30 protein-coding genes and 1 tRNA gene are annotated in these 24,634 nt (G+C 54.3%); 22 read left to right on the forward strand and 9 right to left on the reverse strand.

What is annotated here, in order from left to right; genetic code table 11:
* The first annotated feature begins 54 nt into the window (after positions 1-54).
* The 5 genes from K3767_RS02450 (at position 55) to K3767_RS02470 (ending at position 3,767) form a co-directional block, all read left to right on the forward strand.
* A complete protein-coding gene (locus tag K3767_RS02450; protein WP_221171982.1) occupies positions 55-867 on the forward strand; it encodes a transporter associated domain-containing protein in 813 nt (270 codons plus the stop codon).
* On the forward strand, positions 785-2,284 hold the full coding sequence (gene lnt, locus K3767_RS02455) for an apolipoprotein N-acyltransferase (RefSeq protein WP_221171983.1): 1,500 nt from the start codon (positions 785-787) through the stop codon (positions 2,282-2,284). Before K3767_RS02450 ends, lnt begins: the two co-directional genes overlap by 83 nt.
* 195 nt (positions 2,285-2,479) lie before the next feature.
* Positions 2,480-2,902 (forward strand): prepilin-type N-terminal cleavage/methylation domain-containing protein, encoded by a 423-nt coding sequence (locus tag K3767_RS02460; RefSeq protein ID WP_255592148.1) that lies wholly within the window; start codon positions 2,480-2,482, stop codon positions 2,900-2,902.
* Positions 2,902-3,315, forward strand: coding sequence for a type IV pilin protein (locus tag K3767_RS02465; protein ID WP_255592149.1), 414 nt, complete (start codon positions 2,902-2,904; stop codon positions 3,313-3,315). Before K3767_RS02460 ends, K3767_RS02465 begins: the two co-directional genes overlap by 1 nt.
* Positions 3,288-3,767, forward strand: coding sequence for a type IV pilin protein (locus K3767_RS02470; protein WP_255592150.1), 480 nt, complete (start codon positions 3,288-3,290; stop codon positions 3,765-3,767). The genes K3767_RS02465 and K3767_RS02470 overlap by 28 nt, the downstream gene beginning before the upstream one ends.
* A gap of 68 nt (positions 3,768-3,835) precedes the next feature.
* On the opposite strand, the gene K3767_RS02475 is transcribed toward K3767_RS02470, so the two are convergent.
* Positions 3,836-3,912 (reverse strand) — tRNA-Arg (locus K3767_RS02475).
* A 329-nt stretch (positions 3,913-4,241) separates the two neighbouring features.
* Between K3767_RS02475 and K3767_RS02480 the strand changes: the two genes are divergently transcribed.
* Together K3767_RS02480 and K3767_RS02485 are read left to right on the forward strand one after the other, a co-directional pair.
* A complete protein-coding gene (locus K3767_RS02480; protein ID WP_221171986.1) occupies positions 4,242-5,927 on the forward strand; it encodes a phosphoheptose isomerase in 1,686 nt (561 codons plus the stop codon).
* A 2-nt stretch (positions 5,928-5,929) separates the two neighbouring features.
* Positions 5,930-6,931 (forward strand): TrkA family potassium uptake protein, encoded by a 1,002-nt coding sequence (locus tag K3767_RS02485; RefSeq protein WP_221171987.1) that lies wholly within the window; start codon positions 5,930-5,932, stop codon positions 6,929-6,931.
* A gap of 4 nt (positions 6,932-6,935) precedes the next feature.
* Here K3767_RS02485 and K3767_RS02490 read toward each other — a convergent pair whose 3' ends face one another.
* On the reverse strand, positions 6,936-8,498 hold the full coding sequence (locus K3767_RS02490; RefSeq protein WP_255592151.1) for an exosortase C-terminal domain/associated protein EpsI: 1,563 nt from the start codon (positions 8,496-8,498) through the stop codon (positions 6,936-6,938).
* Between the two features lie 181 nt (positions 8,499-8,679).
* Here K3767_RS02490 and K3767_RS02495 point away from each other — a divergent pair, with 181 nt between their 5' ends.
* Both K3767_RS02495 and K3767_RS02500 read left to right on the forward strand, forming a co-directional pair.
* A complete protein-coding gene (locus tag K3767_RS02495) occupies positions 8,680-9,798 on the forward strand; it encodes a 3-deoxy-7-phosphoheptulonate synthase (protein WP_221171989.1) in 1,119 nt (372 codons plus the stop codon).
* 123 nt (positions 9,799-9,921) lie between these two features.
* Positions 9,922-10,836 (forward strand): radical SAM protein, encoded by a 915-nt coding sequence (locus tag K3767_RS02500; RefSeq protein WP_221171990.1) that lies wholly within the window; start codon positions 9,922-9,924, stop codon positions 10,834-10,836.
* On the opposite strand, the gene K3767_RS02505 is transcribed toward K3767_RS02500, so the two are convergent.
* From K3767_RS02505 to rplS, 4 genes are read right to left on the reverse strand one after another with little or no spacing between them, the layout of a single operon-like run.
* Positions 10,820-12,607, reverse strand: coding sequence for a DUF6178 family protein (locus K3767_RS02505; protein ID WP_221171991.1), 1,788 nt, complete (start codon positions 12,605-12,607; stop codon positions 10,820-10,822). The two genes, K3767_RS02500 and K3767_RS02505, sit on opposite strands and share 17 nt — an antisense overlap.
* Complete coding sequence (locus K3767_RS02510) at positions 12,600-13,010, reverse strand: YraN family protein (protein ID WP_221171992.1); 411 nt, start codon at positions 13,008-13,010, stop codon at positions 12,600-12,602. The genes K3767_RS02505 and K3767_RS02510 overlap by 8 nt, the downstream gene beginning before the upstream one ends.
* Entirely contained in the window at positions 12,949-13,626 is a 678-nt protein-coding gene (locus K3767_RS02515) for a ribonuclease HII (RefSeq protein ID WP_255592153.1), read from the reverse strand. The genes K3767_RS02510 and K3767_RS02515 overlap by 62 nt, the downstream gene beginning before the upstream one ends.
* Positions 13,592-13,939 carry a 50S ribosomal protein L19 gene (gene rplS, locus K3767_RS02520; RefSeq protein ID WP_221171993.1) on the reverse strand — a complete coding sequence of 116 codons (348 nt, stop codon included), beginning with the start codon at positions 13,937-13,939 and terminating at the stop codon, positions 13,592-13,594. The genes K3767_RS02515 and rplS overlap by 35 nt, the downstream gene beginning before the upstream one ends.
* Positions 13,940-14,032: 93 nt before the next feature.
* On the opposite strand from rplS, the gene K3767_RS02525 reads away from it, so the two are divergent.
* From K3767_RS02525 to K3767_RS02545, 5 genes are read left to right on the forward strand one after another with little or no spacing between them, the layout of a single operon-like run.
* A complete protein-coding gene (locus tag K3767_RS02525; protein WP_255592156.1) occupies positions 14,033-14,545 on the forward strand; it encodes a hypothetical protein in 513 nt (170 codons plus the stop codon).
* Positions 14,524-15,144, forward strand: a complete 621-nt coding sequence (locus K3767_RS02530; protein WP_221171994.1) for an alpha/beta hydrolase — start codon at positions 14,524-14,526, stop codon at positions 15,142-15,144. The genes K3767_RS02525 and K3767_RS02530 overlap by 22 nt, the downstream gene beginning before the upstream one ends.
* 11 nt (positions 15,145-15,155) lie before the next feature.
* A complete protein-coding gene (locus tag K3767_RS02535; protein ID WP_221171995.1) occupies positions 15,156-15,662 on the forward strand; it encodes a BCAM0308 family protein in 507 nt (168 codons plus the stop codon).
* A gap of 4 nt (positions 15,663-15,666) precedes the next feature.
* On the forward strand, positions 15,667-15,942 hold the full coding sequence (locus K3767_RS02540; RefSeq protein WP_221171996.1) for a TraR/DksA C4-type zinc finger protein: 276 nt from the start codon (positions 15,667-15,669) through the stop codon (positions 15,940-15,942).
* Positions 15,943-15,948: 6 nt separating this feature from the next.
* On the forward strand, positions 15,949-16,647 hold the full coding sequence (locus tag K3767_RS02545) for a CDP-alcohol phosphatidyltransferase family protein (RefSeq protein ID WP_221171997.1): 699 nt from the start codon (positions 15,949-15,951) through the stop codon (positions 16,645-16,647).
* Here K3767_RS02545 and rpe read toward each other — a convergent pair.
* Both rpe and K3767_RS02555 read right to left on the reverse strand, forming a co-directional pair.
* Positions 16,597-17,274, reverse strand: a complete 678-nt coding sequence (rpe, locus tag K3767_RS02550; protein ID WP_221171998.1) for a ribulose-phosphate 3-epimerase — start codon at positions 17,272-17,274, stop codon at positions 16,597-16,599. The two genes, K3767_RS02545 and rpe, sit on opposite strands and share 51 nt — an antisense overlap.
* Entirely contained in the window at positions 17,264-17,665 is a 402-nt protein-coding gene (locus tag K3767_RS02555) for a hypothetical protein (RefSeq protein ID WP_221171999.1), read from the reverse strand. Before K3767_RS02555 ends, rpe begins: the two co-directional genes overlap by 11 nt.
* Before the next feature lie 24 nt (positions 17,666-17,689).
* Between K3767_RS02555 and K3767_RS02560 the strand changes: the two genes are divergently transcribed.
* From K3767_RS02560 to K3767_RS02595, 8 genes are read left to right on the forward strand one after another with little or no spacing between them, the layout of a single operon-like run.
* Complete coding sequence (locus K3767_RS02560; RefSeq protein WP_221172000.1) at positions 17,690-18,316, forward strand: thermonuclease family protein; 627 nt, start codon at positions 17,690-17,692, stop codon at positions 18,314-18,316.
* Between the two features lie 15 nt (positions 18,317-18,331).
* Positions 18,332-19,402 (forward strand): prephenate dehydratase, encoded by a 1,071-nt coding sequence (pheA, locus tag K3767_RS02565; protein ID WP_221172001.1) that lies wholly within the window; start codon positions 18,332-18,334, stop codon positions 19,400-19,402.
* Positions 19,403-19,419: 17 nt separating this feature from the next.
* Complete coding sequence (locus K3767_RS02570; protein ID WP_221172002.1) at positions 19,420-19,914, forward strand: hypothetical protein; 495 nt, start codon at positions 19,420-19,422, stop codon at positions 19,912-19,914.
* On the forward strand, positions 19,889-20,134 hold the full coding sequence (locus K3767_RS02575) for an FmdB family zinc ribbon protein (protein ID WP_221172003.1): 246 nt from the start codon (positions 19,889-19,891) through the stop codon (positions 20,132-20,134). The genes K3767_RS02570 and K3767_RS02575 overlap by 26 nt, the downstream gene beginning before the upstream one ends.
* A complete protein-coding gene (locus tag K3767_RS02580; protein ID WP_221172004.1) occupies positions 20,135-21,871 on the forward strand; it encodes a M48 family metallopeptidase in 1,737 nt (578 codons plus the stop codon).
* Positions 21,852-22,658, forward strand: coding sequence for a 50S ribosomal protein L11 methyltransferase (locus K3767_RS02585; protein WP_221172005.1), 807 nt, complete (start codon positions 21,852-21,854; stop codon positions 22,656-22,658). The genes K3767_RS02580 and K3767_RS02585 overlap by 20 nt, the downstream gene beginning before the upstream one ends.
* Positions 22,631-23,431, forward strand: a complete 801-nt coding sequence (locus tag K3767_RS02590; protein ID WP_255592161.1) for a type III pantothenate kinase — start codon at positions 22,631-22,633, stop codon at positions 23,429-23,431. Before K3767_RS02585 ends, K3767_RS02590 begins: the two co-directional genes overlap by 28 nt.
* Entirely contained in the window at positions 23,424-24,281 is an 858-nt protein-coding gene (locus tag K3767_RS02595; protein ID WP_221172006.1) for an LD-carboxypeptidase, read from the forward strand. Before K3767_RS02590 ends, K3767_RS02595 begins: the two co-directional genes overlap by 8 nt.
* Here K3767_RS02595 and K3767_RS02600 read toward each other — a convergent pair.
* Entirely contained in the window at positions 24,261-24,632 is a 372-nt protein-coding gene (locus tag K3767_RS02600; protein WP_221172007.1) for a hypothetical protein, read from the reverse strand. The two genes, K3767_RS02595 and K3767_RS02600, sit on opposite strands and share 21 nt — an antisense overlap.
* Positions 24,633-24,634 lie beyond the last annotated feature (2 nt).

The raw sequence follows: 24,634 nt of genomic DNA on the forward strand, positions 1-24,634 counted from the left end.
AAGGGGCAATAGGATACCTTGACTTCTGAAGGCCTGAATCGTTAATTTAACGGTATGCCGGAGATCCCGTCATGGTTTGAGGTGCTGCGGGCCCTCTTTCAGAAAACCCCGGAGGAACACCTCCGCGAGTTCACCGAGGAGCTGGGAGAGCTGGTGGGAGAAGCCGAGCGCGAGGGACTCCTTACCCCGGAGGAAAGGGAAATCGTCCTTTCGGTGTTAAGACTTCGTCGGGTGGCCGTGCGAGAGGTTATGATCCCCAGAAAGGAACTGGTGGGCCTTCCCGCCGACGCCCCTCCGGAAGAGATATGGAAAAGAGTGGCCATGGTCCCCCATGATTACTATCCCGTATACGGACGGGATCTCGACGATTTCCTGGGGATAGTCTCTATAAAAGATCTGGTGCGAAGAATAGGAAAAAAATTTTCCCTGCGCGAGTTACTGCATCCGGCTTATGTGATTCCGGAAAGCCTTCGATTGCGTGAGGCCTTAAAAGGATTTCGGGATCGGAGAGCATCCGTGGCCCTGGTGATCGATGAATTTGGAACTCTTTCCGGGATGGTGCGTCTCAGAGATCTGTTGGAGTTTCTCTTTCCGGTTCAGAGGACTCGTTTTCTGCAGGATCCCGAGGGATGGTTTATTCTTAGTCCGGAGACCTCTCTGGAGGAGGTGGAAAGACTCTTCGGGGTGGAATTACCCCGTGGAGATTATGAAACACTGGCCGGTTTAATCCAGGATAAACTAGGAGCGTTACCTCGTTCCTCAGAGCGGGTGGAGGTAGACGGGCTTGAGGTGGAAATCCTCTCCGCGGATGAACGGGCCATCCGGGCCCTCAGAGTCCGGCCGCTTTCCGGAAAAGGAAAAAGTTAGGTTCCTTTTTCCCTTTATCGGTGGACTGATCCTGACCCTTTCCTTTCCCGAAACAGATCTTTATCCCTTGGCTCCGCTGGCTCTAGTTCCTCTTCTGGAGGCTTCCAGGGGAAACGGATTCCTGAGAGCCCTGGGAGGCGGACTCCTTTTCGGGCTCACCCACTTCACCACTCTCCTCTATTGGCTTCCCGAGGTAATGACCCGTTTCGGGGGCTTCTCCTGGCCTGCCGCGGTAGGCCTGCATCTTCTCCTGTGCCTCTATCTGGGTCTGTACCCGGCTCTCGCGGTGGCACTTACGGAAAAAGCCGGTGCTCTCAAAAATCCTTCCCTTTTCGGGGGCCTCGTTTTCGGCACCCTGTGGGTGATTTTTGAATTTCTGCGCGGACTGGGCCCCCTGGGTTTCCCCTGGGAACCCCTGGGGGCAGTCCTGGCTCCCAACCCCTATCTTATCCAGCCGGCCTCCTTTGCCGGAGTTTACGGGCTCTCCTTCTTGGTGGCCTTCTCCGGGTATGCCCTGTGGGGAATCCTGGGTCATGGCCGGAGAGCGCAAAGACTTATACTTTGTGCCAGCACACTCTGGCTTCTGAATGCACTGATCGGTTGGTATCTAATTTCCAAAGGTCCATCCCCTATGCCTATGAAGGTCTGTCTGGTTCAGGGAAATGTTTCCCAGAATATTAAATGGAGCCCGGGGCAGGAACGAAAAAACCTGGAAAAATACCTTGCCCTTTCCCGGAAACTGATTCCCGAACGACCTGATCTTATCGTATGGCCGGAGACGGCCATGACCTTTGTTTTTCCGGTGGATCCTCTGGTGAAGAATCTATTCTCCGGCATCCGAACCCTGGGCATTCCGGTGCTCCTTGGTATACCCAGAGTGGAAGTGCGTTCCGACGGATATGTAATGAAAAACAGCATGGTGCTTGTTTCCTCCTCCGGGAAGGTTCTCGGGATTTACGACAAGGAACATCTGGTCCCCTTCGGGGAATACATTCCCTTTGAGCAATGGCTTCCCTGGCTCAGGCACTTTGCGGTGGCCGCAGGGAACTATGTCCCCGGTCAAGAGTCGGGAGTGCTCAGGATTTCCGGTCATCGGCTGGGGATACTGATCTGTTTCGAGAATGTCTTTCCCGGGCTTTCCAGAAAACGCGTCCGCGCCGGAGCAGACCTTCTGATAGTGGCCACCAACGACGCATGGTTCGGGCGTTCGGCAGCCCTAGCCCAACATTTTTATCAGTCTGTTCTGAGGGCCGTTGAGACCCGTCGGTATGTAATTCAGGTAGGCAATACCGGTCTTTCCGGCCTCATAGATCCTTCCGGTCGAGTATTAACCCTGGGCCCGATCAATCGGGAATGGACGGCCTGTTTCGGACCCCAAAGCCAGCCGAAATCCCCGGCTCGCAGATCAGGATCGTGACAAAATTTGTCCGAATGTTGACAAATTTTGTCACGGGGCTCCCGATATGTCGTTTTTCAAAAAATTTTTTCATCAAGAAACAGGGAATATAGTTTACATTTTCTTTCCGGAGATCCTGGCATAAAATTTGCTTATCCACGACACGAGGACCAAAATAAATTCACTAAGGAGGTGTAACTCATGAAGGACCAAAAGTTGCGCAAACCAAGGAAAGACAGGAAGGAAGCGGGTTTCACTCTGGTGGAGTTGATGATCGTTATCGCGATCATCGCTATTCTGGCGGCGGTGGCCATCAGTCAGTATTCAGCCTATAAGAACAAGGCCAAGGCCAAGGATCTGGTGGGATTTGCCCGGGCCTGTGCCATGGAGATTGTAACGCAGTGTGAGGCGGACTCTAGTTTCAATAACGCCACTCAGCTGGAATCGTGTAACCTTAATAATGGGACCTCGAAGTATCTTTCAAACATAACTATAGATGCTAGTAGTTTTAGCGGGTGTAATGCCACTTTTACCATCACGGCTAGCGGTGATCTTCCCAATGGGGATACCTATCAGGCTCAGTGCACCTATGATGTGAATAATCAGGACATAAGCTGTACGGCTCCCAGGAAGCAGTAGTGAGATCAAAAGGGTTTACCCTGGTTGAGCTTATGATGGTGATGGCCATCCTGGCCATATTGGCTGGGGTGGCCATCACCCAATATGCATCTTACAAAAACAAAACCAAGGCCAAGGATCTGATCACTCTAGCCGGGGCATGTGTGCAAGAAATTTTGGCTCACTGTGTTACGGATGGCAATTTTTCCGATCCTGCCGCATTAGAGAATTGCCGGACCAGGAATGGTACCATGTGGCTCGATACCATATCCTTTACCGCCGACCCTCCCTTTTCCTCTTTTTCCTGTAATCGGACTTTTGCGGTTACCGCCAGTGCTAAAATAAAGGGCACCGACATAACCTATAGAGCTACCTGTATTTATGATGTCTCGAAGGAGGATATCTCGTGTTCCGGTCCCAAAGAAGCTCCTTAGGCTACGAAGGTTTTACTCTTGTAGAGGTATTGATGGTGTTGGCCATATTAGCTATTTTGGCCTCGTTTTCTGTAGCGATTTATCGTCACTACTTTCGTTCGGCTTTCGAGGTGGATCCGGTACAGGTCCTTCTTGCGGCCAAAATGGCCCAGGAGGAATATTACGCCGATCACGACCGCTACGCCTGTCAGATAGAGGAGCTTGCCGGTTTTAACGATGGCACCGCGGACAATAAGTATCAGCTTAATTCCGACAAGGACGCGCGCCGACGCTTTTATATTACCGCTAACTGTACTGATAACGGGACCGGATACATCCTAACTGTAAAGAATGACTCAAACGATCCTAAGTGGCGTATAGAATGGACCCTCTCCTGCAATGCCACCGCCAATGTTGGAGAATGCAAACCCGTCCAGGTAAGCGGATCGAGCACCCTGGGGAACATTTTTTAAAGCCCTGTGAAATTCGGGCAGAACGAGACGGATCCTGAGCAAAGTAGTAAGAGCGGGATAATTTTAACTGGCGCGCCCGGGAGGATTCGAACCCCCAACCATCGGATCCGAAGTCCGACGCTCTATCCAGTTGAGCTACGGGCGCAACCTTAAACAGTTTATAAAAAAACCTCCCAGAGTGAGGAGGCCGGACCGAGCGAAGTTTGCAGTGCGTATGCGGTCTCCTGCCTCGCCGGAACCCGGAGTCACCACGGCATAAATATCCCCTCAACAAGTCCGAAAAAAACAAATCCAGGCATGAGACCACCTTCCGTCATCGCCTCTCCCGGTTCTTTATTAAGAATACCATAAAATCCCGAAAATGTCCTCCCCCTCCAGAAAACAGGATCCGACCTATTTTCTGGATAGGATGGGTTTTGCAAGGGGGCTGATTATGTTAGGTATAGAGAGAAACCTTTCCGGGAAGGAGGTCTCATGAAAAAGGCTGCATTAAGACGCCCAACGCGGATGAGCGAAGAGGAAAAGCAGGCCCTGGTGGCCAAGATTCTGGCCGGAGATCCCTCGGCCTTTACCGAAGATCCGGAGGAGGCCCGGAAGATTGCCCACAGGCTGGGGTGGGTGCGGGCCCCGGAGAGGATGCGCTCCAGGATAGAGGAGCTTCGTGCCTTCGGCGAAGAAATCCGCGAGCAGTTCGAAGAGGTGGTCTGGTGTGGTATGGGGGGATCGAGTCTATTTCCCCTGGCGCTTGCGGAAATCTTCGGCCCCCAGGAGGGATATCCGGGTTTTACTGTGCTGGATACGGATGATCCCGAAACCATAGCGGAGATCGAGGAAACCCTTTCCTGGGAGAAAACCCTCTTTGTTATAGCCAGCAAATCCGGAACCACGGTAGAAACCCTGTCTCATTATCGCTACTTCTGGAAGGCTTTTGAGGATCGAAATATAAAACCCGGGCCCCATTTTGTGGCCCTCACCGATCCGGGCTCACCGCTCGAAAAAGAGGCCCGGGAAAAGGGATTCTTGAGGGTCGTTCATCATCCTCCGGATGTGGGGGGACGATATGCAGCCCTCACGGAGGTGGGGATGCTTCCCGCAGCCCTCCTGGGGCTAGATCTGGAACGGGCTATTTCGGCGGCTGAGGAAATGTTCGAGGCCTCATCACCGGAGATACCCTGGAGTTATAATCTTTCGGCCTGGCTGGCTCAATACATGGTAGAACATTTCATCCACGGCAAGGACAAGCTCACCATCATGGCCGATCCCTTGCTGCGACCTTTCGCCCTATGGATTGAACAGCTGGTGGCCGAGAGTCTAGGTAAAAACTTTCTGGGGATCATTCCCATCGTAGGAGAAAGCCCGGGTTCCCCCACAGTTTACGGGCCGGATCGGTATTTCGTATATCTCGGGCTACGAGGGCGAGAAAACCTTTATCGTCGACTTTTTTCGGATCTGAGAGAGGCTGACTTCGAACTCAAGACCTATTTTCTGGAGGATCGTTACGAAATCTTTGCCGAGTGCGTACGCTGGGAACTGGCCGTGGCTCTAGCCGGGGCCTTTCTGGGGGTAAACCCCTTTGACGAGCCTGATGTGGTGCGTACCAAACGCAAGACCCGGGAGATCCTGGATACCCTTCGGGAGACCGGGGAATTTCCAGTGGAGTTCTATCTGGATGAAGATACCGGGATAGGATTTCTTTATGCCGAAACCGCACGCATCGAGTATCCCCGACTAACGGCCCTGATCAAAAAGTTTTTCCAGGACATGTCTCCCTGGGGATACCTGGCACTTCTGGCCTACCTCCCCCCGGATCCCGAACTTGAGGAAATCTTTCGCGACTTTCGGACCCTAATTAGAGGTCGCCGACAGTGCAGTACGGTCTTCGGGTTCGGTCCTCGCTATCTTCATTCCACCGGTCAGCTTTTTAAGGGGGGAACTATTTCCGGGCGCTTTATTATATTTACCCGCAAAGGTCGTCGGCCGGAACAGGTAATTCCCGGAGAAGGGGTAACCTTCTGGGATCTTCAGTTTGCTCAAGCGTACGGAGACTTTCGAGCTCTGGAGGAAGCCGGACGACCGGTTATCCACATCCATCTCACCGAAGACTATCGGGAAGACCTGCGCAAACTTTATGATATCTTCGAAGAGTGCCTGCGGCTTTAAAAATGCCGGCTTTCCGACGTATCGGTCTGGGATTCTTATTTCTATGCATCCTTATCCTGATCGGGGTAGCCGGCTTCGCCTTTTTTGAACATCGTTCCCTTTTTGAAGCCTTTTATCTAACCCTGATGACCCTTACCACGGTGGGGTATGGAGATATCGTACCCCACACCCCGGCCGGGCGTGTTCTGGCCATCATAGTGGCCTTCGGAGGGGCGGGACTTTTCTTTTACGCGGTGGGAGTGGTAAGTGAAATTGTTCTATCTGAAGTATTTTACAATTTTTTCGGGAGGCGCCAGATGGAGAAGAAACTGGCCTCACTGAAGGATCACTATATTATCTGCGGCTACGGGCGGATCGGAAAACATATCTGTCGTCTTATCGCCAGAGAAGTAGCCTTCGTGGTTATCGAAAACGATCCGAAAGTGATTCGTGATCTCGAGCGGGAGGGATATCTTTTCATTCAGGGTGATGCCACCAACGAAGAAGTACTGCTCAAAGCCGGAATTGAAAAGGCCCGGGGAGTGATAAGCGTCCTTCGCTCCGATGCCGACAATGTGTACATCGTGCTTACCGCCCGCAGTCTCAATCCCCGCATCTTCATCATGGCCCGGGCCGACGAGGAACATGTGGCCAAGCGCCTGAAACAGGCCGGGGCCAATAAAGTCTTTTCTCCATATCTGATAGGCGCCCGGCGTATGGCCCTGGCCATCCTGCGTCCAGCGGTAACGGATTTTCTGGAACTAACCTCTCCGGAAGCCAATCTGGACCTCCAGCTCGAGGAAATGCGTCTTTCTCGAACCTCCCCTTTAGTGGGAAAGGATCTGGTTTCGAGCCGAATCCGGGAGATCTCAGGGGCCATAATCCTGGCAGTAAAAAAGGCCACCGGGGAAATGGTCTTTAACCCCGCCCCCACCTATGTGCTTGAACCGGGGGATACCCTCATAGCCCTGGGAAGAAGAGAAGGACTTTCTCGCCTGGAAAAGCTGGCCTCGGGCGAGCGATAATAATCTATTGAGGAATAGCCTTTTCCAGTTCCGGCCAGATCAGTCGTATAAATTTTGCGAGTGTTTTTTCCGCCTCTGAATAGGAGAGCTGCGGGGAAAGATATAGTTCTATTCTTACCAGAGCTCCATCCGTCCGGTGTCTGGAGAGGGCATCCCACAGGAGATATAATTTGTGTTTCCAGGGACTGATGAGAATTCTTCCGCGTTCGAAATAAAAATATGTAGCCAGCAGTTTATATTCCCCTTTTTTGAGCCACATATATCTTACCACTATTTTTTGATGATTCGATAGATAAAGAAGTCTGTCCTTTATCTTCAGAATGTCCCATCCGCTCCCCAGCAAACATGAATGGGGCGTGTGAGCAGTGTGCCGTGTGGTCTGGTAAGTGTAGTAAGAAATCAAAAGATGAATTTCTCCGGTGGTATTGTTGCAGTGATAAATGCCGTAAAAATAGTCATCCGCCCATAGACTTTTTAGGATGTTAGGAGAGAGGGCTATACTTTCTCCCAGACATCCGTTCAATTTCAAAGGGAAAGCAAGCAGATCCTTTTTAGGAGGAACCCTATCTATTCCAGGCAATTTCCATAGAATTAAACCTACAAAAATATTGAGTACACAAAAAATGACTACTGTTAAGAATAAATCAAACTTAAATCCTCGTTTCGGTTTTGAGGGAATACAAGCAGAAAGAGATTGTTTATCTTTTACAGAAATAGACAAACGATTTTCTAAGGCTCTCAAAAGTAATAACAAAAAAAGAAAACATATCACTGCTAAAACAAAAAATAACCATCCCAAGATAGAATGATAGGGTTCCCGTAGCCATAGCTTCAGACTGTAATTGTAAAAAAGTGCTATTACAGATATTCTAAAAGCATTAAATAAAATTGAAACCGGAAGAACAAAAAAGAATAATACAAGACGAGACAAGAATGTGTTTAATCCATAATAACCTATCAACAAAGATAACAAAATTAAAGGCATGAAATAACGCAATCCACTACAGGCTTCTGCCACTTGAAGTCGAGTTATTCCTATATCTAAAATATTACCCTCGCGAAAAACACTCATATTGAACATTCTTATAATGTGTTCGGCTAGAACAGAAGTAGCCAATTGGAGATTAAAAGTCAATAATCGATTAATGAATGGAGGAAGAGGGATGCTAAAAAATAGAACCAAGAAAGGAAAGATTAAATATTTGCATTTCTTGCCATACAGAACTAAAAATAGAGAAATGATGGCAAGATATAAACCAAAATAAAGAAAAGTTTCTATGGAAGACAATTGACCTATTAACGAGAAAACCGAAGAGACTAATAGTAGAAAAATTCCTGAATAGCTAGGATTAAATTCTGAAAAATCAAAAACTTTTTTCTTTTCCCAGCACATGTATAAGAAAATAAACGGAATCAGAAGACAGTAATTGTTTGATGGCGATTTTATGAGCATCAAAAAATTATAAATTACTTTATGATAAGACAATAAAAGAGAAGAGACAGAAATAAAAATTAACAGATATATTTTCTGCTTGATTCGTTTAGATTCAAATGATTGAAGACTCATTTAAATTTATAAAACCCTTCCAGAATTTTTCTGAAAGTATTTTAGCTAAAATCAGTAGTTCGATCAAACATAAGTCTGTAAATTTTACGATTTTAGTCCATTTTTGGAAGATGGCTGCAAAGTTGCGCTTTCCGGTGGAGGGGGTAAATATCATGTACGAATTATAAAATGGAGGTAAAGGATGATCATTATTCTCAAACCGGAAATAGGTCCTGAAAGTGAAGAATTCAAAAAAATCCGGGAATATCTCTCCCGGTTCGAGGGGATTCGTTTGCATGTGGCCCAGTACGAAGGGGTTACCCGCAAGGTCATTGAAATACATCTCATAGGGGATACCCAGAGGGTCCCCTTGGAGGAGGTTCAGGCCCTCCCCGGGGTGGAGCGGGCCATAAGGGTATCGGCCAAGTATCGCCGGATCGGTCGCCACGGAACCCTTGAGCCCTTCGGTTTCGAGTACCAAGGCCTGCGTTTCGATCAGGACTCCTTCCACATTTTTGCCGGGCTCTGCGCGGTGGATTCCCGGGAAAACGCCGAGGCCATCTTTAAGGCCCTTTCCGAGGCCGGAATAGTTACGGCCCGCATGGGGGCCTACAAGCCCCGCACATCCCCGTACGATTTCCAGGGGCTCGGGAAGGAGTGTCTTCCCTGGCTCTTCGAGCTGGCCGGCAAATACGGTATCCGGGTGATCGCCATGGAGGTGCTTGCCCCGCATCACATCGAAGAGATCCACGAGGCCCTGGAGCAAACCGGACATCCCACCGGGGTGATGCTTCAGATCGGGACCCGTAACGCCCAGAACTTTGAACTGCTGCGGGCCGTGGGAAGTCAGACGGAGTTCCCGGTCCTTTACAAGCGCGGCATGGGACTCTCCCTTGAGGAATCCCTTAACGCCTGTGAATACATCGCCAGCGAGGGAAACCACAGGATCGTCTTCTGCCTGCGGGGGGTGCGCACCCATCTGGGGGACCCGCACCGCAATCTGGTGGACTTCGGGCATGTCCCGGTGGTAAAACGCCTCACCCGGCTTCCGGTGTGCGTGGATCCCTCTCACCCCATAGGTTCCCGGGCGGAGGCCCCGGACGGGATCAGGGACATTTACCATGTTGCGGCTCAGGGAGTAATCGCCGGAGCCAACATGGTCCTGGTGGAGTTTCATCCCCGCCCGGAGGCGGCCCTTTGCGACGGACCGCAGGCCCTCTATCTCGAGGAGCTTCCCCGGTTTCTGGAACACATGCGCATAGCCCGCGAGGCCTATCTCGCCATGAAAAAGCTGGCGGAGAAGTATCGTGGGAAAGTTTGATTTTTTGCGCGTAAAACAATGTCTTTCGTCGAAAGAAGGTTAGCCTATCTCGAAAAAGTCAAACCTTGTTTCGAAGATCCGGAGGCCTGGGCCCGCAGGATACTCGAAGCCGGAGGTTTCGTAATGCCCGTTTTCGGACCGGTAAGATCCCGCCGTCTGGGATTATCTCTGGGGGTGGATCTGGTGCCCTACAAGATATGTTCCATGGATTGTGTGTACTGCGAAGTGGGACGCACCACCACCCTTACCCTGGAGATCAGAGAATACCGCCCCTTTAAGGAGATATCCTCGGCCCTCAGGAGGGCTCTTGAAGAAAAGGAATTCGATGTGGTCACTCTCACCGGGTCCGGGGAGCCCACCCTGAACTCCTGTTTTCCGGAGGTGGTAGAGCTGATAAGGGAGATTACCGAAAAACCCTTAGCCGTCCTTACCAACAGCACCACCCTTAATGTGCCCGGGATCTTCAACGCCCTCTGTGAATCGGACTATGTGCTGGCCTCACTCGATGCCGCGCGCCCCGAGTCCCTGAGGCGGGTAAACCGCCCCGTTCCGGGACTCCATCCGGAAGCCCTCGTGGAGGGTCTTTCCCGGCTGCGTGAGAACATGCGGGGAGAGCTCTGGCTGGAAATTCTCCTGGTGAAGGGGATAAACGACCAGAGGGAAGACATCGAAGCCCTGCGGGCGGCGGTGGAACGCATTCGTCCCCATCGGATTCAGTTGAACACCGTAGCCCGTCCCCCGGCGGAATCCTGGGCGAAACCGCTTTCCGCGGGCGAACTTATGGCCTTATCGCGCGAGCTTGGGGCGGAGGTCATCGCCCCCCGCCGGGTTTGCCGGACCCGGGAGGAAATCCCGGAGGAGACCGAGATACTGGCTTATCTCTCCCGAAGACCGGCTCCGGTGGAGGAACTGGCCGAGGCCTTCGGAATCCCGCCCGAAAAGATAGAAAAGATCCTGAAAGAACTCGTGAGGAGGGATCTATTAAAGGGCCATTTCTTCGGCAGGAGGATCTTTTACCGCATCAATCCAGAGCTATAAGCAGGTAGCGCACATAACGGGGCTCGGGAGGAGAATCCGGTTCGGCAAAGGCGAATTCCTCCTCGAAACGGGAGGTCACGAACCGTAAAAAGTTTTCCGTATGCTCCGGGGCGTAGTAGAGGGTCTGCTGGGCCAGCTGGCGAAAATTCCGGTGCAGGGTCTCCCGTAATTTTCCGGAGAAACGATTTCGTTCTCCGGCCGGGCCCGGCTCGAGCAAGTGTTTGAGTGCCTCCGGCCATTTTTCCACCGGAAGGGCCTCAAACCGGAATTCTCCGAAGCACACCCAGTTGGCCAGGGCGGTAAGGATGAGGGCCGACCAGGTGATGTCCCGCGGCTCCAGAAAATTGGTGCGCCGGGTGGCTATTTCAGCCACCCACAGGGGCGGAGGGCCAAAGGCCCTCTGGATGAGCGGAGCCCAGTAGCCCACCATATCCAGAAGGTCTTCCACATACCTCACCTCGGAAAGCTCCCTGAACCAGCGATATTCCTCGGCCGTGCCCGCCTTCTCCGGCACATAAAACTTCAACCGGTTGGCCTCCCGGGCCGTAACCCCCTTGAGGTAGGAGGCAAAGGGCTCGTCCAGGTGCCTGAGCACCCGGGTATCCAGTCCTTCCTGTGAGGATATCTCCCGGGCCTTTTTGCGGAGGCGCACGATGAGGGTGTGAGCCAGGCGAAAGATGTCTTCGAGAAAGTAATTTTCCAGCACCCGGGCCCCGGCCTCCGGATCCGGTCCGGCCAGGTACTCCAGACCGATGTTGAGATACCCCAGAACCTTGTTCAGGGAGTCCTCCACCTGGGAAATCTCGTCCAGATTGATGTGATCCACCGTCAGCACTTTATTGGTAATCCAGGCCAGTTCCCGTTTGAGACGGTCGAGCTGGGCCGGGTCGGACACCCGGGAAAGGGCCAGGGTGAAGCGTTCCGCGCCCGGCCGGTGAATGACGGGGAGAAAACCCGGCTGAGGTCCTCTTTCCTCCTCCGGTTCGCGGCCGGGAAGATAACGGGGATCCACCTGCCGCAGTCTTCCGTCCGCCAGGGGAGCATAGACCTCCAGGGCGTCGAAGTAGTCGGGAATGCCGTGGTCAGCCAGCCGTCCCCGGCGCCAGCGATAGGCCATCTCCTCCACCTGGGAGGGAAGCTCCCAGATAAGGGCCTCCATGAGGTTGTAATAATAGGTTTCCTCCATATCCCGGACGATCTCCACGATGCGTCGAAAATAAAATTCAAACTTTTTCTTCCGAAATTCGATAAAGTAGGTGTCGTCCAGGGTATAGGGGGGCAGCCAGTCCAGGGCCTCGGTAAGATCGGTATCGTCGGGGCGCTTGACCACCCGGATGAACCTCTGGAGGACCGCCACCAGGAAATCGAAATCCGCCACCCGTAACCACCGGGCCACCGAATCTTCCCCGGCCTCGAAGAGAAGCACCAGCCAGGCCAGAAACCTCTCGTCCACGATGCGGTCCTTGCGCCAGGCATCCAGGTCAAAGATGAGCTGGATCTGTTCGCCCTTGGCATAGGCGAGAAGGTCCACGGCCTCCTCGGTGGAGACCGCCTTCAGGGTAAGAAAGAGTTCCTGAGGGGGAAGGTTCCTTACCAGGCCTTCGGCCAGCGGTGAAAGGGTAATGATCCTCGGGCGAAGGTGCCAGGGGGCGGAGAGAACCAGCTGAAGCTGTTCCCGGAAGGACAACCCGGCCAGAAGCTTTTCCGCTTCCGAGGCCGGCCTGGCCAGGAGTTCCTCGTAAGTTAAGGGTAAGGACGACCTTTCATCCATCCTCGATAACTCCCTCAAAATGTCGGATGTCCGGAATTTTCCCGGAAAAATCCAGGGCGAGAACATCAAAACGCACCCGCCCGACCCTCCCCTTAAAGGAAGATAAGTAACACCGGGCCAGGGTTAAGAGCCTGGTCTTCTTGGCCGGGGTGAGGGCCTCCTCCGGACGCCCTTTACGGCGACTCCGACGGGCCTTGACCTCTACGAAGACCAGGGTGTCGTCTTTCTGAACCACGAGATCGATCTCTCCGAAACGGGTGCGCCAGTTTCGACACAGGATCCGGTAACCCTTAAACCGGAGATATTCCTCGGCCAGTTTCTCGGCCCGCCTCCCGAAGTCCTTAGGGTTTCCGGACCTCGCAAACCGGGCGAAAAGTTCGGCGATGTATCGGACAGGGGCCATAAATACGGAGGGCCTCCAGGTGTTCCCTGGTGCCGTAACCTTTGTGACGGGAAAATCCGTAGGAGGGATACGCAGGACAGAGACTTTCCATGAGACGATCCCGGTGGACCTTGGCCACGATGGACGCCGCCGCAATGGAGGCGCACAGGGCATCGCCGTCCACCACGGCCTTCTGCGGCCCTCCCCAGCCCGGAAGGGTGAAACGCCCGTCCACCAGAAGAAGCTCGGGAGTGAGGGAGAGCCGCGTTACCGCCCGGGCCATGGCCACAAGACTGGCCTGAAGGATCCCCATCGCGTCTATTTCCTCGTGGGAGGCCTCTCCCACCGCCCAGGCCAGGGCCTCACGGGTAATTATTTCGTAAAGGGCCTCCCTTTTTTCCGGACTGAGGGTCTTGGAGTCAGCCAACTCCTCGTGGTCAAACCCCTCCGGGAGGATAACCGCTGCAGCCACCACCGGCCCAGCAAGAGCTCCCCGTCCCACCTCGTCCACACCGGCAATAAAACGGTAACCGGCCCGACGATATCGTTTCTCACGCGCCCAGCGTTCCGCCGAAAGGTTCTCTGGCGGCCAGAGCATACCCTTACAGTCGCTCTTTGATACGGGCGGCCTTCCCATAACGCCCCCTCAGGTAGTACAGCCGGGCCCGGCGTACTTTGCCCCGCCGTACGACCTCTATCTTCTCAATGCGAGGAGAATGCAACGGAAAGGTCCGTTCAACCCCGATCCCGAAGGAGACCTTCCGCACCGTAAAAGTGGCCCCGGTACCGCTTCCCCGTTTCCGAATGACCACTCCCTCAAAGACCTGAATCCGTTCCTTCTCTTCACCTTCCTGGATGCGATAGTGAACACGCACCGTGTCTCCCGGACGAAAGTCCGGCAGATCATTACGCAGGTAGCGCTTTTCCACCTCGTGAATCACCGGAAGCATTCCTGTCAACCTCCCCGATCCGTCCCAATATTCGGGCTGATCTTAAGAGACTAAAGAGGAATCGTCAAGAGGGGAAAGGGGGTATTTTCTTTTTTGATCACTCGGGTTAGACTAAAAATGATGGCTTACGAATGGTTGCCTCCCGGCCGGCGACATCAACCGCTCTGGCCCGGTCGGCTGGTGGAGAAAATTCATCTTCCGAATGGTCTCTGTCTGGAAATCTGGGATTATTCCCGGAAGCTGGCCGGAGATCGCTGGTTGGTGGGCATGTTGGCCCAGGTGGCCGTGGAGCCCGAGCCGGAACGATTCTCCTCCCCGGAGACTTATCAGCGATTCCGTGAGATGACCGAGGGCTTCGTTTACTATCGTTATCGAAAGGAACGCCATTTTGTGGATGAACGGGAACGGGAGAGTCTTTTTCAGAGCCTAAAGGAGAACTTTCTCCGGGCGGCCCTGAATTATCTTTCACATCCGGAATTCCGGGAACGTCTTCTCGAGACTGAAGTACCTCTCTTCGAGAGGCGCCTTCAGTGGGAGGAGGAGATCCGGCGTCGGGATGAGGAAGCTGAAAGGCTGGAAACTTTATGGAAGGATCGTCCCATATAGAGCTCTTTGAGAAAGCCGGTTTCCGGCTTCGAATTCTGTGTCCCGCGAAGGTGGCCCCGTTTCTGCTCCTGATCCCGGGAGGTGAAAGTTCGCCGGAGGTCATAGAAATCCTGGCCCAAAAACTTTTCCTTGAAGATTTTCAGGTGGCTCTGGCCACCTGGCTGGAGGATTACGAGAAGTTCAGAAATGGTCTGCGTGAGTTCCTGAAAAAACGAAATTTTACAGAAATCTGGATCTGGGGGGAGGGGCGGGGAGCTCTTTTTGGGCTGCGCCTGGCTCTGGATCTTCCCGGCGAAGTCAGAGGCCTGATCCTGGATGGATTTCAGCCCGAGGATCGGGAAGAAATTGCTGCACTGCTCCCCGGATTACACAAACCCCATCTCATCCTACATCCCCAGCTTGACGAAAAGCTCCCCTTCACGGAGGTGGAAAGACTGTTTATCTTATCTCCAGCCCACGCCAAAAAACTTCTCCTGGTGCCTGGTATGCGCCGGGGAGAGGTTTTGAGACGAGAAGCGGATCTTTATGTACGGACCATAGCGGAATTTATCAATCCCCGGACCGGACGCTGGCCCCGTAAATTCGGATGTTCTCATTAAGGAGGTGTTGTATGGCCAAAAAGGGCCTCAGATGGCTGACCGAGCGGCAGGAATACCAGAGCACGGATGATCCCTATCTCTCCGATGCTGCCCCCAGTGGAGAAGCCCTTTGCCCCGGGTGCCATGCAGTCTTTCGGGACAAGCGCTGGCTTTTAGACGAAGCCTTTTACCAGGAATACAAGGATACCGATTTTGTTCCCAAGATTCTCTGCCCGGGGTGTCGCAAGGCTGCTGATCGATATGCCATGGGGTATGTCTACCTTTCCGGGAAATTTTTCGAAAAGCATCGAGATGAAATCATGCGTCTTATCCAGAACGAATATGAACGAGCCCGGGAGCACAATCCCCTTCACCAGATCATTACCATGTATGAACAGGACGGCCGTACGGTGATCGAAACCACCACCGATCACCTGGCTCAGCGTCTGGGAAGGGCTGTATACCGGGCCTACAAAGGCAACCTTACCTTTCGCTGGTCTGAGGGGGACAAACTGGTACGAATTTACTGGGAGAGGTAATAACTTGAGGGAGGAGGCCGAAAGGCGTCCGCTTGCGCCGGAGGAGATATCCCGGCTGCGCGAACTTCTCCGGCGCCGGGAAAGAGAGCTTGAGGAGGAGAGTCCGGAGTCGGGGGTGCTGGGGGAAATTCGGGAGGCGCTTTCCCGTATGGCCAGGGGGGAATATGGTCGTTGTGTGGATTGTGGACGCTGGATCCGGTTGAGACGGTTAGAAACTATTCCCTGGGCCAAGCGGTGTCGATCCTGTCAGGAACGCTGGGAAATGCTTGAAGCGGTATAAGGGGAAATGCTGCGTTTGACCCCCAATCGCCTTACCCTCCTCCGGATAGTTCTCCTTCCGCTACCCTGTTTCCTCCTTTTCGGTGGGCCGGAGTCCAAACTAACCGCTTTAGGACTGGGTTCTCTTCTGGGACTCACCGATTATCTGGATGGACGTATGGCCCGTCGGATCGGGTCTTCCAGGCTGGGGGCCCTTCTGGATCCGGTGGCGGATAAAATCTTCGTGGGGGTAACCTACCTTCTCCTCTACCGTCTGGGGTACCTTCCCTATGTACTGGTCTTTCCGCTGCTCCTCCGAGAGATACTTGTTTCCGGACTCCGGGGAATTCAGCCGGAGGGGCTTCGGGTTCGTCGTCTCGCCCGGTTCAAGACCGCCCTTCAGATGGGTGGGGCCGGGATGATCATTCTGGCGGGTTTCCTACCCGTTTTCCCCGGACGGCTTATTATGGAGATGGTGGCCGGAGGCGTACTTATTCTTACCTGGATAAGCGCCTGGCCCTACCTAAGGAGGGGGGTTCCGGCCCTCGGGAGTTTCCCAGGGGGATGGGGAAACTTCTCCCTGACCGTAATCCCTCCCGTAGTCCTGCTCGGTCTTTTCCCCATGAGCGGAACCTTCTGGCCACTGGTGCTGGTGCTTCTTGGGGGAAGCTTCCTTTCAGGACTCTTGCTGAGTTTCCGCCGCCCGGCGAAGGTCCTGAATGGCTGAGGCGTAATCCCCTCTATCGAACACCGCCGAACCGGCCACCAGAATCTCCGCCCCGGCGGCTACCACTTTCCCTGCGGTCTCCGGAGCTATCCCTCCGTCCACCTGTATCTTTACGGGCACTCCGGCTTCGGCAATCATTCGGGAAAGCCTTCTTATTTTCTCGGTGATTTGAGGAATAAATTTCTGGCCCCCGAAACCGGGATTTACACTCATGATCAGGACAAAATCCAGATCCGGCAGGATCCATTCCACCGCCGACAGAGGTGTGGCCGGATTGAGGGCCACCCCGGCCTTTTTACCCAGATCCTTGATCCGGGTGATGGTTCTGTGGAGATGGCGACAGGCCTCGGCATGCACACTGATCCAGTCCGCTCCCGCCCGGGCAAAGTCCTCCAAATACCGATCCGGTTCCTCAATCATGAGGTGCACATCAAAGACAAGCCGGCTTTGAGGACGAAGGGCAGCCACCACCGCCGGTCCGAAGGTGATGTTGGGCACGAAGTGACCGTCCATTACATCGAGGTGCAGGACATCGGCCCCGGCGAGCTCCACGGCTCGCACTTCCCGAGAAAGGTGCGCAAAATTGGCTGAAAGTATCGAGGGAGCGATGAGCACCTTACGAACCATGTGCTTTCCCCCCGGGAAAGATCACCACTTTATCCGGTTTTTCACCTCTTTTGTCAGACGATTTCCGGGATGGGGAGGGGGGGCTATCCGGTCCTTCCGGAGGGCGGGGAAGCCGAAGTTTGTACTGTTCCAATAGGGTCTCCGGGATGGAGGTGCTGTACCAGATCACATTGCGGCGTTGGACCACTATGTGTTCCAGCCCCAGTAGCACCGGCCGCAATCCCCCGGCGTCCACCGTTACCAGCGCCGGCCACTCGAAGTCGAAAAATTCCCGTTTTTCCAGCACAAAATTGAGGCTTTCAAAGCCATGATGAAAACATACCAGCCCCAGAAAAAGACCGGCCGTGGTCTGTATGAGAACCGGATCCTTACGGGTGGCCTTTTCAAGCATGGTAAATTTTATAAAGTGAAAATCATGAATTGTAAATTCCGGAGATTTTTGGGAATTATCCTGGGGCTTCTCCTATGGGCGGGTCCCCTTGCGGCCCGCGATGTCCGGGTGATTCGGGTTATTGACGGGGACACCGTCGTCCTGGCGAGCGGGTACCATCTGCGCTATGCGGGGATTAACGCCCCGGAACTCCATACCCGATTCGGTTCCCCGGAGCCCTTCGCCCGGAAGGCCTTTCTGCGCAACCGACAACTGGTAGAGGGCAAACGATTGCGCTTCGAGCCCGCGGAGCGCCGGAAAGACCGGTACGGACGACTCCTGGGCTACCTCTTTCTTCCGGATGGACGTCTGGTCTCCGAGGTGCTGGTTTCGGAGGGACTGGCCATGGTGTGCTATTATCCCGGGGCTTCTCGGTACTACCGGAAGTTGCTGGCGATTCAGAGAAGAGCTCTTCGAGAGGAACGGGGCCTCTTTGGAACCCTTGATCGGGGTCGAGGACCTTATATAGGTAATATCCGTTCCCGGCGTTTCCATCGAAAGGATTGTCCGGAGGCCCGGCACATCCGGCGACGAAGGATATTCAAATCCCTGAGAGAGGCCTTCTGGGCCGGATACTGTCCGGCCCGGGGTTGCCGACCATGGCCGCCCTGATAAAGTAAGTTTGCCATGAAGGAGCTCGAGGCCCTGCGCCGGGAGATAGACGAACTGGATCGACGATTGCTGGAGATATTACACCGGCGTCTAGAGGTAGCCCGGCGTATAGGAGAAATCAAACGCCGGGAGGGAATCCGGAGTCTGGACCTCTCGCGGGAACGGGAGGTCCTCCGGAGATTGCTCTCAGAAAACCGGGGATACTTCCCCGAGGAATCCCTGCGGGCCATCGTGCTCGAGATTATTAATACCTGCCGGCAGGCCCAGGAACCCAGTCGGGTAGCCTATCTCGGACCGGAGGCCACCTTCAGCCATATGGCCGCTCTGGAATTTTTCGGTCAGAGCACGGAGTTTTTACCGGTGGAATCCGTGTTGGATGTATTTGAAGAGGTGGAAAGCGAGAGAGTCCGTTTCGGAGTGGTCCCGGTGGAAAATTCCATTGAGGGCACGGTTTCCACCACCCTGGACGCCTTCTCCCAGTATCGGGTCAAGGTCTGTGGAGAAGTCTACATCCCCATCACTCACAATCTTCTAAACCAGACCGGACGACGGGAAGACATAAAGAAGGTCCTATCTCATCCCCATGCGCTGGCCCAGTGCCGCCGTTGGTTGCGCAAGAATCTCCCCTCGGTGACGGTGGACGAGGTGGCTTCCACGGCACTGGCGGCCCGCTGGGCTGCGGTGGATCCCTCGGTGGCGGCCATCGCCAGTCCGCTTGCCGCCCGTACCTATCACCTCCAGGTGGTGGCCAAACATATTGAGGATTACAAGGGAAATGTAACCCGGTTCTGGATTATAGGACGCGAACCTCCTCCTCCCACCGGAGAGGACAAGACCTCGCTTTTTTTCAGCGTGTCCGATCGTCCCGGAGCCCTATATCGGGTTCTTAAGGCCTTTGCGGAACGCCATATCAATCTTTCCAAGATCGAAAGTCGCCCGGCCAAGAGCGAACCGTGGCGGTATCTCTTTTTCCTGGACTGTGAAGGGCATGTGGAGGATCCCCGGCTCAAGGAATGTCTGAAGGAAGTGGAAAAATACTGTTTGCATCTGGAATGGCTTGGGTCTTACCCCAGGGGCCATCTATAGAGCGCAGGGGGCGACTTTTGCCCTGCAGGTATCTCCTGGGAGAGGCCTCGGCTTTGGCCGAGGAATTGGTCTTCGAACATTTTCGTCTCGGCCCCCGATTCCTCCGGCGTCTCCAATATGAGGTGCATTTTCTGAAAGAAGACTGGCCCTTCCCCCAAGAGGCCCTGGCGGTTCTCGTCAGGGGAGAAGGCCCTGTAACCAGGTATCTCGATCCTTACTGGATCCTCCTCCCGTATGGTCGCCCCCTTCCCTTCGGAAGGGCTTTTCTCCCGGCTCTCCTGCTTTATATTTTTACTCACGAACTGATACACATGGTAAGATTTTCCTGCTACGAAGCCTCTTACTATATGAAATCAATGGAAAAATGGCGAGAGGAAAGACTGGTCCACCAAAAAACCCGGGAAATTTTAAAAGATCTCTCTTTTTTGCCCGGTCTTTTTGAAACCCTGCATTATTTTGATCTAATCTACGAAGGAGGTGGGAGCGATGCCCATTTACGAATACGAGTGTGAGAACTGCGGACGGCACCTTGAGGTATGGCAGAAGATTACCGAAGATCCTCTTACCGTTTGTGAGGTCTGCGGGGGGAAACTTCGTAAACTCATAAGCCAGAGTTCTTTCATTCTTAAAGGGACGGGGTGGTATGTAACTGATTACGCCAGAAAGGATCAGAAAAAATCCTCCTCCAAAGAGGATTCCGGCGGAAAGACCTCGGAGAAGAAAGAGTCATAAGTGTTTTATGACGAAATTATTTATCTCTTCCTGGCGTTAATCCTGTGGGGAGCCTGGCCCCGTAAGGTCGGGCCCCCGGCTCTCGTGACTGCGTCTATCTTTCTTTTAAAGGATCTCGTGTGGCTTTTGCTGGTTAGACAGAGACTGGCTACCGCTTTGGATGCCCTGGAGTTTGCCGTAAGGCAACGCGCTCTCCTGCGCTGGGCGCTCCTCTTTTTCTTCGTGGATGTGGCGATGCTGGGTCTTCCCTCCCGTCTTCCCCACGAGGTATGGGCCATTTTTCTTTACGGCCAGTATCTCCTCCTCGCCTGGTACATGGCCGGACGCTACGAAAAACGCCAGCACCTCACCGGCCTTTCCCCCGGACGGTACCTCCTCTCGCAGATCCGCTTCTTCTCACCGGCGGTGTTCCCGTGGGTAGCGGCTTCCCTCGGAATAGAACTCATCCAAAGGTGTGTCCCCGGACTCCCGGATTATTTCCTCTGGACCCTGGGACTTATCCTTCTGGGTATCTTTTTCCCATATCTTGCGGTTAAACTCTGGCCCACCCGGTCTTTCCCGACCTCGTCCCTCCGCACCGAAATCGAAGCCTACCTTCGTCGGGTAGGAGTTCGCCTGGGGGACATCCGACTCTGGCTCGCCTTTGAGGGCAAGCTTCTTACTGCAGGTGTTCTGGGGGTGCTCCCTCCTTTCCGGTATCTTTTAATCTCTCCGGGTCTCCTGGCCACCCTTAACGAGGAGGAAATTCTCTCGGTGGTAGCCCATGAAGCCGGACATGTCAAACACCGCCATCTATGGTGGCTCCTTTTTTTCCTGCTGGCCTTTCTTTTTCTCCTCTACTGGGTTCTGGAGTCGGCCTGGTTGCTTTTCATCTCCCTTTTTCCCTATCCGAAACTCTTTGTGAGTTCGGATTTTCATCTGCGGGTCTGGCCGGAGATAATTCTGGCTTTAATCCTGGGAGGGGTGGTGATATTTTATTTTCGCTATTTTATTGGCTATTTTCTTCGCAATTTTGAGCGTCAGGCGGATCTCTTTGCCTTGGAAAGCCTGGGATCGGCCCGGGGGATCATTGCGGCGCTGGAGAAGATAGCGGCTATTTCCGGTTTACAAGAGGCCCCTAGCTGGCATCATTACAGTCTGGCCGAAAGAATCTCTTTCCTTCACGCGGCCTCGGCTGATCCGCTTCTCGTTCAAAAACATCATGTGGCCCTTTCTAGGCGTAAGAGGATCTTTCTCCTCGTTGTTTTTGTCCTCCTGGGCCTCGCGGCACTGGGGGACCACAACTTTCTAAAGGAAAGGGCTCTCCGAAACATGCTGCGGGGGGTGGAGGCCCGGGCGGAGGGGCAACCCGAGGTTCTGCAGGCGCTCGCGGATTATCTCCTCTCTCAGGGGCTGGAAAAGGAAGCCATTTCGGTATACGAGAAGGTCCTTACCGGAGATCCCCGGGATCCCTGGGCCTTAAATAACCTGGCGTGGCTGCTTCTTACCGCAAAGAAGCCTTCTCTGAGGCATCCCCGAAGGGCCCTTGAGCTGGCCCGAGAGGCCGTACGGCTCAAACCCTCCGCGGCCATTCTCGACACCCTGGCCGAGGCCTATTACCAGAACGGTGATCGAAATCAAGCATGTGCTACCGCCCGCAAAGCCCTCTCCCGGGCCAGAAGGGAGAAAAGTCGCCATCTGAATTATTACTTGAAACGGGAAAAAGCCTTCTGCCGTCATGCTTCGGCCTCCCTATGAACGCTACGAAATCCTTTATCTGTACGCCTTTTCGGGCACTCATCCCGACCTTCGGAATTTCTCCGACCCGGACTTCATAGGTTGCTGGGTGGAGGAGGACCTCACGGTGCTTTTTTTCCATCGTGAAAAGTCCGGGCTCCCGGAAATGATTGAGAGGAGATTTGGTCTCATTTTTGAGCTATCGGCCCGGGTTCCCTATCGGGAATGGGGCGAAGGTCGGGACCTTTCTCCTTTTTCTGTGGGGCCTTTTATCTTTGCGCCGGTCTGGAAAAAGATTCCAGGGGCGCTGATCTATGATCCCGGGGTGGTCTTCGGAAGCGGCTCTCATCCCACCACCCGCCTCATGCTCGAGACCCTGTGGGAGGTCTGGTCACAGGAAGGCCCCTTTCACCGGATCTATGATCTGGGATGCGGAAGCGGTCTTCTCACCCTGTTTGCTGCCCGTCTGGGTGCCAGGGTCACCGCGGTGGATCGTAATCCCCTGTGCGTGGAACTTACCCGCCACAATCTGAAGCTGAATGGTCTTGCGGCGGAGGTGATCGAGGGGGATCTCCGGAAGCTTCTTCCCTTCCAGGGGGGGCTGGTTCTGGCCAATCTATACAAAGGCCTGCTTGCGGAACTCCTGGGACTGCCCTCCTTTCTTAAAGCCGATTATTATATCCTTTCCGGCTTTAACACCTCCATGGAAGTGGAGCTCCGGGAGATAATCGCCGGAGGAAGGCTCAAAATCATAGATCGAAGGGAAAGGGAGGGTTGGGTGTGTCTGAGTCTCAAAAAGAAGAAATGATCTTGTGCGTGGATGTGGGAAATACTACCACCGCCTGCGGAATATTCCGCCGGGACGGACTCCTTCTGCGGACCTTCCGTTTCCGTACGCGCACCGATCTCACCCCGGAAGAGCTTCTCCTTTTTATTCGCGGCTTTCTTGATCTTCTGGAGATCCCCGTGCGCGCTGTAAAGGGTGTGGCCTATGCCTCGGTAGTACCTCCCCTGGACAGTGTGTGGGAAGCGGTGGTGCGCCGATGGCTGGTCAAGGAATGGCTGGTGGTTTCCGCCGAAAGCATCCCTATAACGGTGAAACTCCGTTATCCCTCCGAGGTGGGGGCGGATCGACTGGTAAACGCTTATGCAGCCTGGGTCCGGTGGAAACAGGCGGTTATTGTGGTGGACTTTGGCACCGCCACCACCTTTGACTGTGTATCCCCGGAGGGGGAGTACCTGGGAGGAGCCATAGCCCCGGGACTCGAAACTGCCGCCGAGTTCCTCTTCCGGCGTGCAGCCAAGCTTCCCCGCGTGGACCTGAGCCGCCCTCCGGAGGAGATCTTGGGAAGGGACACGGTCTCGGCCATGAAAAGCGGTCTCCTTTACGGTTTTGTGGGCCTTACCGAGGGTCTGGTGGAGAGACTTTCCCGGGAGATGGCCACCTCTCCCATGGTGGTGGCCACCGGTGGACTATCCCGGATCATAGCCCCCCTTTGCCGGGTGATCCGGGAGGTGGTGCCGGAGTTGACCCTGGAGGGACTCTATCTTCTCTATAGGGAGCGAGTGAAAGGTGTTTAACCCCGGTGATCGGGTAATCGTTTTCGCTCCGGCCGGGGCGGTGCGCGAAGCGGATCTGGAAACGGGACTGGATATACTGCGGAAATGGGGGCTTGAACCACGGGTGAGTGAGACCTGTCGAAGCCGGTATCGCTATCTCGCCGGAGACGACAAGCTGCGGGGAGAGGAACTGCGGAGACTTCTTGAGGAAGAAAGGGATTGCGTGCTCTGGGCTGCCCGTGGAGGATTCGGTTCGGCCCGGCTTCTTCCCCGTCTAGAGGATCTCTTTCCGGGCCGCAAGTCGCCGATTCTTCTGGGGTTTAGTGATTTAACCGCGCTTCTCAATTATCTCGTGATCCGGGGCTTTAGAGCCTGGCATGCTCCCACGGTGAGTTTTCTCGGAAAAATGCATCCTGGGGCCCGGGAGGAACTGCGTCGCCTACTTTTCGGAGAAAAGATCCCCCTCCTTTGCGGAATCGCTCTTCGAGAAGGAACAGTTGAGGGACCTCTTTTCGGTGGAAATCTGGCCACCCTTTCGGCCCTTGTGGGCACACCATATTTTCCCGAACTCAGAGGGGCCATCCTTTTTCTTGAGGACACGGGGGAGGCTCTCTATCGTCTGGATCGCTATCTCACTCACCTGGCCCTGGCCGGAATCTTCCAGAAAATAAAGGGCCTGGTACTGGGGGATCTGGGGCACCCTCTGGAGGCCATCTTCCCCATCCTGGAGGAGATCCTTCCCTCTCACCTCCCGGTGGCTGCGGGTTTTCCCCTGGGACACTTGCCCGGGACTCAGGCCTTTCCTCTGGGGGAAAGGGCACGCCTTGAGGTGAGGGGGGGAAGGGCCTTTCTAACTCAGGCGTACGATTAAAGGGATCACATGGAGCTCCTCGTGCACCTCCTCGGTGGGGCCGAGATCCCAGTCCGCCACCCGGAGTCCGTCGGGAAGGAGATCCTCCAGCGCCTTCACCACCCCGGAGAGATTTAGCGCCGGATGACGCTTGAAAACCTCCGGGAGGCCCCAGGTCAGGTTGCAGGCCAGACACTGCCCGGGCCGGGCCTTGAGACGAAGCTCTAGACGTACCACCCGGCGTTCCGGGTCAAAATGTCCCAGGCCGAGCTCCATGTCGTAAGCCGGCTCTTCTCCGAAATAAAAGGCCTCGAAGAACTCCCTAACCTTTTCCGGAGGGAGAAGAGCGCGCACGCGTAATTCATCTATCATCA

The organism is Thermosulfurimonas sp. F29 (assembly GCF_019688735.1).
GTDB lineage: Bacteria > Desulfobacterota > Thermodesulfobacteria > Thermodesulfobacteriales > Thermodesulfobacteriaceae > Thermosulfurimonas_A.